The organism is Accumulibacter sp. (genome assembly GCF_031732815.1).
Classification (GTDB): Bacteria; Pseudomonadota; Gammaproteobacteria; order Burkholderiales; family Rhodocyclaceae; genus Accumulibacter.
This window is the reverse complement of sequence record NZ_JAVMKF010000321.1, coordinates 1-11,264: the sequence shown is the minus strand read 5'-3', so window position 1 is coordinate 11,264 and position 11,264 is coordinate 1. Positions and strand designations below refer to the sequence as shown.

9 protein-coding genes are annotated in these 11,264 nt (G+C 63.7%); 5 read left to right on the top strand and 4 right to left on the bottom strand.

Annotation, left to right across the window (positions count from 1 at the left end; translation table 11 throughout):
* The coding region (locus tag RKP46_RS19795) for a protein phosphatase 2C domain-containing protein (RefSeq protein WP_311108219.1) at positions 1-686 on the top strand (686 nt) is incomplete at its 5' end.
* Between the two features lie 23 nt (positions 687-709).
* On the opposite strand, the gene RKP46_RS19790 is transcribed toward RKP46_RS19795, so the two are convergent.
* The gene (locus tag RKP46_RS19790; RefSeq protein WP_311108218.1) at positions 710-3,070 is read right to left on the bottom strand and encodes a caspase family protein; all 2,361 of its coding nucleotides are present in this window, start codon (positions 3,068-3,070) and stop codon (positions 710-712) included.
* 191 nt (positions 3,071-3,261) lie between these two features.
* Between RKP46_RS19790 and RKP46_RS19785 the strand changes: the two genes are divergently transcribed.
* Genes RKP46_RS19785 through RKP46_RS19775 form a run of 3 tightly spaced genes read left to right on the top strand, consistent with a single transcriptional unit; the run spans position 3,262 to position 5,012 of the window.
* Positions 3,262-4,113: a hypothetical protein gene (locus tag RKP46_RS19785; RefSeq protein ID WP_311108217.1), complete on the top strand. Its 852-nt coding sequence runs from the start codon at positions 3,262-3,264 to the stop codon at positions 4,111-4,113.
* A complete protein-coding gene (locus tag RKP46_RS19780; protein ID WP_311108216.1) occupies positions 4,110-4,556 on the top strand; it encodes a hypothetical protein in 447 nt (148 codons plus the stop codon). Before RKP46_RS19785 ends, RKP46_RS19780 begins: the two co-directional genes overlap by 4 nt.
* A 36-nt stretch (positions 4,557-4,592) precedes the next feature.
* The gene (locus RKP46_RS19775) at positions 4,593-5,012 is read left to right on the top strand and encodes a hypothetical protein (protein ID WP_311108215.1); all 420 of its coding nucleotides are present in this window, start codon (positions 4,593-4,595) and stop codon (positions 5,010-5,012) included.
* 110 nt (positions 5,013-5,122) lie between these two features.
* On the opposite strand, the gene RKP46_RS19770 is transcribed toward RKP46_RS19775, so the two are convergent.
* Entirely contained in the window at positions 5,123-6,382 is a 1,260-nt protein-coding gene (locus RKP46_RS19770; RefSeq protein ID WP_311108214.1) for an autotransporter outer membrane beta-barrel domain-containing protein, read from the bottom strand.
* Positions 6,383-6,750: 368 nt separating this feature from the next.
* Between RKP46_RS19770 and RKP46_RS19765 the strand changes: the two genes are divergently transcribed.
* Complete coding sequence (locus tag RKP46_RS19765) at positions 6,751-8,886, top strand: DUF642 domain-containing protein (RefSeq protein WP_311108213.1); 2,136 nt, start codon at positions 6,751-6,753, stop codon at positions 8,884-8,886.
* Between the two features lie 122 nt (positions 8,887-9,008).
* On the opposite strand, the gene RKP46_RS19760 is transcribed toward RKP46_RS19765, so the two are convergent.
* Positions 9,009-9,899 (bottom strand): OmpA family protein, encoded by an 891-nt coding sequence (locus tag RKP46_RS19760; RefSeq protein ID WP_311108212.1) that lies wholly within the window; start codon positions 9,897-9,899, stop codon positions 9,009-9,011.
* A gap of 129 nt (positions 9,900-10,028) precedes the next feature.
* Positions 10,029-11,264 (bottom strand): Ig-like domain-containing protein (locus tag RKP46_RS19755; protein ID WP_311108211.1); only part of this gene is annotated, 1,236 nt, incomplete at its 5' end.

The following is an 11,264-nucleotide window of genomic DNA, read 5'->3' as shown; positions in this document are numbered from 1 at the left end:
CGTACCTGGAAGCGCCCGATCTCGGCCTGTGGGCGGTCGCGGACGGCATGGGGGGACATGAAGCCGGCAACCTCGCCAGCCGGCTCGTCATCGACGCGCTCGACGCGGTGCAGCCGGCCGCCGCCCCTGCGGACATGATCGCCCAAGTCCAGGAGCAAATGACGGACGCGAACCGTCGCATCCGAAGCCTGTCCGAGCAGCGCCTGCAAGGGCGGCTGACGGGGAGTACGGTCGCCGTGCTGATCCTCTCCGATGAGACGGCCGTCTGTCTGTGGGCTGGTGACAGCAGGGTTTATCGCTTCCGCGATGGCACGCTGACGCGCCTGACCCGGGACCACAGCCGCACGGAGGAGATGATTGCGCTGGGCCTGCTAACAACCGACGAGGAGGCCGATCCGCGCTACGCCAACATCATCACCCGCGCCGTCGGCACCGAGGAGCATGTGGAGCTGGAGCAGCGCGTTGAGCCACTCGCCGCGGACGACGTGTTCTTGCTGTGCAGCGACGGCCTCACCAAAGCAGTCACCGACGCCGAAATCGCCGCCATGATCGCCTCCAGCTGGAGCACCGCCGCCGCCGGGCTGGTGGACTTAGCGCTCAAACGCGCAGCAACCGACAACGTCACCGTCGGCGTGGTCGCCTTTTCCGGCGCAGACGACGACCCGCCGACGCTGGTCCGGCAGTAACCGACCGGCGATTGGCGTCGATTTCAACCGCTCACCAGCGGACGAACAACGAACAAAAAATCGCCGCCACCATGCCCAGCGAACTCGATCGGAGCATACTGCGGCACCTGACTGACGCCCAGCAAATCGGTCGCACGCTTGACCCGCTTGGCGAGTTCGCGATGCAAAAGCTGCGCTTCGAGGACGCCCGGGTTCTTCGATAACAGATCGAGGAACGCCTGTGCGAACACCGAATGCTGGCCGCCGGTGCTGTCGACCACCGGAACCTCCCCTCCCGAGGTCAGCGCCGTGCGAACGCGCTCGCCCGCCATTGCCCGGATCGCCCCGGCGCGCGCATCATCGCTCATGCCGGCCTGCAATTGGGCGAGTGCCGAGCGGGTCAGCGTGCCCGAGAAGCACGAGTCGGCAACGACCAGGATATGCTTGGCCGAAGACGCGTTGAGCACATCACTGATGAAGATGTTTGAGATCCAGTTCGCGGTCCGGCCGACCTCGGCGTCGACCGGCAGCCAGTGGCCGCGCTGATTACGGCGGTCAATCTCTCCATGGCCGGCGAAATAGATCAGGAGGTTGTCCTTCTCGGTCAGGGTCTCCCGCATTTCCTCCAGTGCCGAGGCGATTTGGTAGCGAGTCACGTTGGTCAAGAGTTTGACGTTCGCAAAGTCATAGCGACTGCGCAGGAGATCGGCGACGGCTTGCGCATCGGCCACGGCCGTCCTCAGCGGGGGCAGGTGCTGATAGGCGTCGTTGCCAATGACGAGCGCGTAGTAGCGTCCATAGTCGATGCTCGTAAGCGGCCCAGTTAGGGGCATGCCAAGGCTGGACGTAGTCGGAGGCGGTGCTTCCTGCGGAGTTAAGCGGGCGATCTGGAAATCAAGCGCGACGCGACGGCCTGCGCGATCGACAGCAACGATGCTGACGGGTGTCACCTGACCAGTCAGGCCGACTTGAGAGCGAAATACGCCCGTTTCCGTTGGCTCTTTCTCGACATCGTTGACAGTTAAGGAAACGACGTTGGTCGCAGGGACAACTCGGCCCACGACAAGCCGCGATTCGACGGCAGTACGCAGGGTGATGGACGCCTTGCTGCCGCGTACGACGAGCGGTTTCGGTTCGATCAGCTGGATTACTGGCAGCTCGGCAAGTGCTTCCGGCGGCGCCCAGCGTGCCTCCATAGTTAGGCGAGCAATCTCCTCGTTCAGCCGTTTGATCTCCGCTTCCTTAGCGGCGACTTCGCGCGCTTGCACCAGGCTCTGCTCGGTCTGCCTCCGCAGCTGGGCAATCTCGGCGTTAAGCCGCTTGACCTCTGCATCCTTGGCGGCGACTTTCTCCACTTGCCCCGCTTGCTGCTGGGCCTGCTGATTGAGCTCGGAGATCTGGTCGGTCAGCCTGCTGATCTCCGCTTCCTTGGTGGTCACGTCCTTCTGCAGGGCAGCGCGGGCCCGATCCTTTTCGGCAATCTCGGCCTCTTTCTTTTCGAGATCGGCACGCGCGAGTTCGGCTTCACGCTCGGCCTGCGCCAGGCGGGCGCCGTCAGCGGGTGTCGGCTGAGATTGGAGATTACGGACCTGCGCCTCCAACTGCCGCAAACGTTCCCGCTCTGCCGACAGCCGCTGGCGATCGGCGGCAAGCGCGGACTCCTGCTGCGCCAGCTTCCGCCGCTCCGCATCAAGAGAGCGGCTTCCCTGTTCGGCACCGCCTTTCAGCTCGCGCAGCCGCTTGCGTGTCGCTTCCAGTTCCCCTTCCAGCGATCCGATCCTGAGGTTCGCCAGTTGCAGCTCCCGCAACTGGCGCGCGTTCTCCTCTTCCAGGCGCTGGCGCTCCGCCTCCAGCCGCGCAACTTCGTCGGGATCGGCCGCGGGAACAAAGGCGACGCCAGCCGTGGGCAGGCCGGACGCCCGGCGATACCAGCTCACCGCCTGCTGCGGATCGCGCGGCACGCCGAGGCCGCGCTCGTAGAGGCTGCCAAGATTGACCTGCGCCGGCGCATAGTTCTGCTCCGCCGCGCGGCGGTACCACGCGGCCGCCGCTCCATAGTCTGAAGTGGTGCCAAGCCCCTTCTCGAAAATCTCGCCGACGTAGGTCTGAGCCTTCGGATCACCGGCCTCCGCCTGAGGCAGCCACACCTTCAAGGCAGTCGCATAGTTGGCCCGGTCGTAGGCGACGTACTCGCCGCCGCGGATGCCGCAATCGCTGGCGGACGTGCGAATGGCCCGCCGCCTTCCCGGATAGGTGAAGCCGGTGCCGATCTGGCGCACCGCGGCCGGCAGCAGGCAATCGACGATCTGGAATTGATCGACTGACGCGCCGCCGCTTGTGGCTCCCGCACTACCGGCGCCAGCATCGAGAGTTGAGCCGGACGAGCAAGCCGCGAGCGCAAGCATTGTCGCGCCAGCTAAGCCACGTCGCTGCATCCTGGTTACCGTTCGCTTGATCAGCGCGCCTGTTTGCATCGCCGTCGCTCCCGCCCGCAAGCGCTCCGACAGGCTCCAGCGCTGCCGGCCGCTGTTGCATCCCGCACGTATAAGTTTACAAGGGTTTCCCGCAAACGCGAAAAGCAAACGTGAGCGGAGGAATGGGTATCCGGACAGGCGCGCTATCGTTGCGCGCAAGCGCGCTGACACTTCTCACCGCCACCCTGCTCGGCGCCTGCGCAATGCCCGCCACGCGGTTCGATGAGACCGCCCGCGGCCTTGGACTGGAACGCGCAGAGGTGCAAGGGACCCGCTTCCGGCACGCGGTGTTCGCCAAGGAGCCCGACGCGCCAGGCATCCTGCATGTCTACCTTGAAGGCGATGGCAGCCCGCTCCTAAACGGCCTTGCCAATCCCGACCCAACGCCACGGCGGCCGCTCGCCCTGCATCTGCTCACAAGGGGGCCGGCACCGGCGGTCCTCCTCGGCAGGCCGTGCTATCATGGCGTTCACCGCGAGGCCGCCTGCACGCCTTCGCTCTGCACCGATGGCCGCTACAGCGAAGAGGTGCTTGCCAGCATGGAGGCGGCCTTAAGGCGCGTCCTCGCCGGCCGACCGCGGGCGGGGATCGCCTGGATCGGCTACAGCGGCGGCGGTGTGCTGGCGGCGCGGCTCGCGCCCCGCTTCGCTGAGAGCCGCTTTCTGGTGACGATCGCGGCCAACCTCGACACGCACGGCTGGGCTGAGGCGGTAGGCGTTGCGCTCTCGCGCGACAGCGCCAACCCGGCTGACGGCCCGCCCCTGCCTCCGTCCATCCGCCAGCGGCACTTTGCCGGCAGCGAGGACACCGTGGTGCCGAATGCCTTCACCGCCCGCGGCGCCCGGGGCCTCGGCGGGACGCTCACCCTCATCCAAGGCTATGACCACGTGTGCTGCTGGCTTGACGCTTGGCCGAGCCTGCTCGGCGAAGGGAACGGCGCGCCAGAAAACGGGAGAAGGGAGGAATCACGATGAGCGTGAAGACGCCAAGCGACATGCTGCGCCACATGCGCCAGGAGGATTACAAGGCCTTCTTCGACACGGCCCGGGAGTTTGGCGTCTTTATTCTCGTCCGGCAGTTGAATGAAGCGTCGGCGCAATACATCGGCCAGCGGGGGTTTGTCCCTAAGCCGCTCGACTGCAAGGCGAAGACCGCGAAGAGAGACTTTGCGCACCCGTCGCTGGGCTGGCTCAAGGTAGGCGGATTGGTCGTCGATCCAACCTTGCCAGGGTTTGGGGCGGCGTTTGGCGTCGGATCTCCGCACGAGGCCGCGCTGAAGGCGTGGCAGGCCTGGATGGGACCGAACGGGGCCGAGACGCCGCTCGCGGTTGCTGGCGGAGCCGACGGCAGGCCTCACACCGATCGGCTGATCTGCAAGCGCTTTTTTGTTGATCTGGATGAGAAGTCGAGGCACTAGGGCTGCGTCAAATGGGCGAAAGCCGACGCGATTAGAGTGGTGGCGGGCACGGGTCGGCTCGTCGCGTGTTGCGGATCGAGCTACCTCCACGGCGACTACGATCTTTACGATATCGTTTCGGCGTCGAATCCTGCTGTCAACATGCGCGTAACCGATCCCGACCGGTCCGGCTACAAGCACACGCGGGGGCCATTCTTTATGGACGTGCAAGGCCTCCTGAAATCTCGGATCAAAGTTCCCATGGTCCGCCACGGCGAGGCGGGGACATTCACCGCAACGCCGAAGCAAGACGACGTCCTCTACGTGTTCTTCCCCGACGGATCCGATCCCATTTGCCTGGAAGGGCCGCAGGATATTGACCGCTTCTATCAAGAGCGGCTTGACGGCCGGCAGCGGTACAGCGATGGCAGCCCCGGGACGCCGCATTTCGGACTCTGGGAAAAACTGGAGCCGTAACGACTTGGCGCGGGCGGTCTCCCAACGTCTGCCCGGCGCGCAAAAAAAAAGAGCCCCCCTGGGATGAGACCGGCCAAGCCTTTGGTTTGGCGATGGTCAGGCCTATGCGATTACAGCTCCAGCCGCAGGCCGGCCGAAACCGCGTAACTGTTGTAGTTGTCGTTGCCGACGATCGAGCGGAAGGCCGCGAACGGCTGCAGGCCATTGGGCAGCACCGCGGTCAGGCCGACGCCGACCACACCGAAGTTGCGATCGGGAGATTCGCTGTCGTAGCGGAAGTTGCCTTCGCTCGGCAGCGCATCGCGGAAACGGGCTTTCTGACTGCGCTGGTCGTCGGCGAACTCGTGCACCCAGGCGCCTTCGATCTGCGGCAGCAGCACGCCGAAGGAGGTACTGACGGCGATCGACGCCGCGGCGCCCAGGTTCGACTGCAGCGACGTCTGGCTGTCGTTGGCGTACTCCAGTTCAAGGCCGGTTACGCCCTCCTCGCGATACGTCTCGCGGGTCCAATGGCCGACGGTGAAGCCGGCGCGCGGGCCGATCGTGATATTCTGGATCGGATAGTCGTAGCCGCCCCGCACGCTGGCGGTGAGCTGGTTGCCGTTGTAGTCGGAGCGAACGCTGCCGTTGCCCGGCGGCGGGAACAGTTGGGAGCCGTCCGGATTGAAAAGCCGTGCGACACGACTATCGTTTGATCGCGACCAGCCATAACCGGCGCTCAAGTCGATGAATACGTTTTCGACCGGCAGGATGGACCCGTACAGCAGAACTCCGTAGGTGCTTGTGTTGTAACCGCGACCCTCATCGTACACACCATCCTGGTACGCGTAATCGAAGGCGATTCCGGCAAAAAACATTTGCGAGAACTTGTAGTCTCCACCCAACGTCAACCGGCCGATATCGGCCTTATAGCCGTCCTCATACCGGTTGTTGCTGTGGTTCAGGCGTTCGTACCCGGGAACCGCAAAGACGCTGAAGCCGTTGCCGAGGCTCACTGCGGCATCCGCACTGCCCCCGCCCCCCTTCTTTGCGCGCGGTGTTTTCAAGCGTTCCAGAACAGCGTCGGGCGCCGCGAAGGTACCGCCAATGCTGGACCCTGCCGAACCTGCCCCGCCAGGCCCTCCGGGCTGCGGGAACTCGGCGCATCGCTCCAGCAACGGTGTACCGTCCTTGATGAACCTCGCGCAGCTCTGTCCGCCGCCATTTGAATCGCCCGACCCGAACCGGACAAGTTCATTCGCGACGGCCTCGTTGAAAGTTTGCCCAGCCTCGGCCGCAGTTGCTACGGTAATCCCCGCCAGCGCGAGCCCGAAAATGATCGGCGCCCGACCGACAGCACTTTTCGACACGGTGGCACAGTCCGTCGCCATTCGTTGCTCCCTCCTTTTACCACCAACACCGCCTTGATGATCAGCGGTTGGTTTCTTTCAGTCCCGTCGCTTAGGTCGATACTTAACAACACGCTACCCCGCTGAAGGAACGAGGGCAACTGGGGCGCGCAAAAATAATCGACAGCAATCCAATTTTGAGGTATACTGTTGCTTGAAATACTCATAAGGCAGACTTCAGCGTTCGTGCCAGCAAACGCGCCGGACATACAGAGCGCGAGAGAGGGTTTGTAAAACGTGCGTCAGCGTTCTGACGCGAGGGAAGGAGTATACGCGCTAAGAGACCCGTTTCTCGTTACGGCTAACCATGCGGTTGACCTAACCCAGCCTGTCATCGGGGAGCAAGGGCAATGGTTGACGAGTTCCTTGGGACATTCCAGTCACAACCATTCCCGGCGGAACCAGGAAACTTTAACAAATTCGTTACGCCGGCAGTAGGTGGTTTCGCAGAAGCAATAAAAATTAACCCATCATTGGCACACTTGACGTTTAAGTGGGGCAATGATGGTATAGCTGGCGAAAACGCGCCTGTTGCGGAATATGTCAGCTTCAGCTTTCCATCCTCTAAAGGCACCTATCCCACGCCGTACGGAGGGAACCAGCCAACCTCATTCGATGATTTCTCATCCTATCAAACGAAAGCCGCTTCGCACGCGTTACAGCGCTACGCCGAGGTTGCTGACATCAAGTTCATCGACAACGGAACCGGTGACGCGGCCATCCGCTACGCAAACACTGCAAACCTCGCGAGCGTCGCACAATCCTCCGATACCGGCTACGGGGAAGCCTATCAGCCTGGGGCCCCAACCACAGCAAGCAAAATCAGACATGGCGACGTCTGGGTAGACGTCTCGGACGGGAGCAAGAACGGCTCTCAAAACTCTCCAGACGCCTGGGCTCTGGGCAGTAAGGGCCAATACCTGATCCTGCACGAAACCGGTCACGCCCTCGGGCTTGCCCATCCGGGGACGAATTCGACCGACAACACGGCGACCAACGCCGTCTTGAGCATCAAGCCGTTCGTGGCGGGCAGCGGCGAGGATGCGCTCCCCTTCTACCCAATGACGCCGATGCCCTTTGACATCCGGGTCGCACAATACATCTATGGGCCCAACTGGGAGCACAACAGCGGCGACACGACGTACGCCTACGTTCCTGGACAGCAGTTCTTCGAGACGATTTGGGATGCCGGCGGAACAGACACGATCGACTTCAGCGCCGCCACGACCGATACCTACATCAGCCTTCTCAACGGCAACCTGAAGGACACTTCCGGCACCAAGACCAGCGCGATTTTTGACGCCGGTGGCACCCACAAAGTCCTGGTCGCTTTCGAGCCCGATAACGTGCCGCCGGGCAAGAACGCGCTGATCGAGAACGCCATCGGCGGCAGCGGCGATGACTTCCTCGAGGGCAACAAAGCTGACAACATGCTGGTCGGGACCGGCACCGGACCCATAATCGTCAACGGCGGCTTTGAAACCGGCACCAATCCGCCACCTTCAGTCTATCCGGATACCAGCGGCTCACACCCGCTCCCCAAGGACAATACTGACCTCGACGGCTGGACTGTCGGCGACAACGGCGTCGATTGGGTTGGTGGCCTGTGGCGTGCCGCCGAGGGAACAAAGAGCATTGACTTGAGCGGAACGACGCAAACCGGCACCGACAAGTCCGGCTCGATCTCGCAGGAAATTCAAGGGCTCGTGCTCGGCAAGACGTACACCGTCGGCTTCCAGTTATCCGGCAATTTCCAAGGGAGTGACACCCTCAAGGAGGGCACGCTCTCAATCGATGGCCAGAAGTACGCCTTCGACTTCGAGCGCCCGGCCAACTGGAGCGAGGGCGATTTGGGCTGGGTGGAAAAGGCGTTCACCTTCACCTTCCACGGCAACAGCAAAGTCCTGAAATTCGAAAGTGACGACCCCAGTTTCTACGGACCCGTCATCGACAATGTCCGGATCTGGGGGACGGGCGACAGCGCCAGCGACGGCGGCGCCGACAGCCTCGTCGGCGGCGGCGGCGACGATACGTTGGTCGGTTCGGCGAGGCTGGACCGCCTCTTCGGCTCCTACAAGAACCCCGACCCGCGCGATCCCGCTCGCCCTGATGGCGACGACATCTTCAAGATCGTCGCCGATGACATACCGCCGTACGTGACAGGCCAGAACAACACAATTCTCTATACCTTCGGTCACCGTCTGGATGAACGCGGTTATTATGGCAACGGCGATAAGATCGACTTGAGCGAATTTGGCGGCGGCGGGTGGAAGTTGATCCACTCAAGGGACCCGCTGCAGCCGGGCACCATCAAGGTCACGAACCACACCTGGAGCGTGGACGGCTACGCCACCTCACTATTAGTGGGCAAGGACAAGGACGGCGACTACTTCCAACTGTTCATCGACGACGGCTCCGCATATGGCTGGGACTACCGGGTTAAGGATTTCATCGGCGTCACGAGCGATTTCCCCGACTTGGCGTGAAGCAGGAGGCTGAGAGCACGCCAACCGAGCAACGGCCATCGCCGCACCGGCTTCGATCAGGGACGGAGTGGGCAGCCGCCGTCCCCGCCTTATCACCGGCGGGGACGAGCGAGCGGGAAGGCTCAGCAGCCGATGACCTTGAACTCGACCCGGCGGTCAAGCGCATCGGTCAGATCGTCGCGGCCGTTGCCGACCAGCGCCTCGCGCGAGCCGACACCGTTCGCGATCGTGCGGCCGGCAAGCGCGGGCGCGCTGGCATCAAGCCGCTTCTTGATCACTTCGGCGCGCAACAGCGACAATCGTTCGTTCAGCGGCTCCGGTCCGGTCGGGCTGGTGTGGCCGGTGATTTCCAGGCACGAGCCGGATTTCGCGCCGCGCGCTGCAATCTCCCGCAGCCAGAACGTGTAAGGTGCGCTCACCTGCGGGTCGGGCCAGAACGCGGTCGAGCCGGGCTTGAACAGGAACTTCACCGCGAGGCGCTGGTTGGCAAGGCCGAAGTCGATGAGCCTGCCGAACGCCACCATTGCCGCGTCGCGCCGGCCCAGCATCCAGTTGCTGAGGTAGATCCCGTTGTGCACGCGCAGCTGATCGCCGGCGGGCAGGCCCTGGGCTGACGTGTAAAGCTCGAGCGCGTCCTGATAGCGGCGCGCGTCATAGGCCTCGATCGCATCGCTGATCAGCGCCGCAGCGAGGATGCGATCGACATAAGCGGGGTCGAGCGAGTCGCCGATCTTCGTCGCCTGGCAGGTCTTGATGTAGGCCTCGGTCGCCTCGTCCTTCACCCACGCCGGGCTGTCGCGGAAGGTCGGCGTCGGCGTCGCGTCGATCCCTTCCATCGTCGAGAACACCCGGCTCTTGGCGACAATCTTGCCGGATTTGAGGTCGGCAAGCGCGAAGCAGATGCGATACGCATCGCGCTGCCCGGCCGTCTTGCCCTGGTCGTTCACGCCGGTGAACGTGCCGACAAACACGATCGGCTGCGCCGCGACCGCCGAGGACGTGAACGGCTGCACGTCGAACTGCGGATACTGCGCGCGCGCGAGGGAATACTGGCCAAGCTGGAAGCAGCGGTGGGGACGCCAGGGACCGGGAACGTCCCTGGTGTCACCCGGGTTGCGGGCTGGAAACGCGCTGCCGAACCGCTAGAGCAGAACGAAATCGCTGGCGTCGATCTGCGACTGGCTGATGTACTTGAGACCGAGGACATCGACGCCGCCGCTCTGCACCCAGAGATAGTTCCAGGTGGTATCGGTGCGGAAGGTCAGGTCGCCGTAGTCGAGACCGGCTGGAAGGGCGATCTTGTCGATGCCGTCCTGGTAATCCCACCACTTGTCCTGGCCTTCGCCCGGGCTGAACAAGCAGACGTCGGCGCCTGGACCGCCGTAGAAGAAGTCGAGTCCGGGGCCGGCGACGCAGGTGTCGTTGCCGGCGAGACCGTAAATGGAGTCGTTGCCGGCAAGGCCGAACAGGGAGTCGTTGCCGCTGGTGCCGTCGAGGCTGTCGTTGCCGGAGGTGCCAGGGACGGTGTTGGCGGGCGGCGCGGTGCCGACCGTGACGGTAACGGTGGCATCGTCGGTCAGCGATCCGTCGGAGACAGTATAGAAGAAGGTGTCGGTACCGCTGCTGAAGCTGCTGTTCGGTGTGTAGACGAGGGCGTCGTCGGCGGTCGATGCCGTGCCCTGGTCGTCCTTGACGACGCTGCCGTTGGCGGGCTGGGTAAAGCTCGCGATCGTCAGCACGTCGCCGTTGGCGTCGGTGTCGTTGCCGAGCACGGCGATCTCGACCGCCGTGCCAGGCGTGGTCGCGGCGCTGTTGTTGTTGGCGACCGGGGCGACGTTGCTCGGCGGTGTCGTGCCGGTGATGAAATCGCTGGCGTCGATCTGCGACTGGCTGATGTACTTGAGACCGAGGACATCGACGCCGCCGCTCTGCACCCAGAGATAGTTCCAGGTGGTATCGGTGCGGAAGGTCAGGTCGCCGTAGTCGAGACCGGCTGGAAGGGCGATCTTGTCGATGCCGTCCTGGTAATCCCACCACTTGTCCTGGCCTTCGCCCGGGCTGAACAAGCAGACGTCGGCGCCTGGACCGCCGTAGAAGAAGTCGAGTCCGGGGCCGGCGACGCAGGTGTCGTTGCCGGCGAGACCGTAGATGGAGTCGTTGCCGGCAAGGCCGAACAGGGAGTCGTCGCCGCTGGTGCCGGCAAGGCTGTCGTTGCCGGAGGTGCCGGTGACGGTGGTGCCACTCTCATCATTACGGATCTCACCGTCGGCGGTGTTGGCGCCGATGGTGGCGCCGGTGGAGTTCGACAGCGTCACCGTGAACGCCTCGTCCGGCTCGACGGTGGTGTCGCCCTGGACTTGCAAGGTGATCGTCTTCTC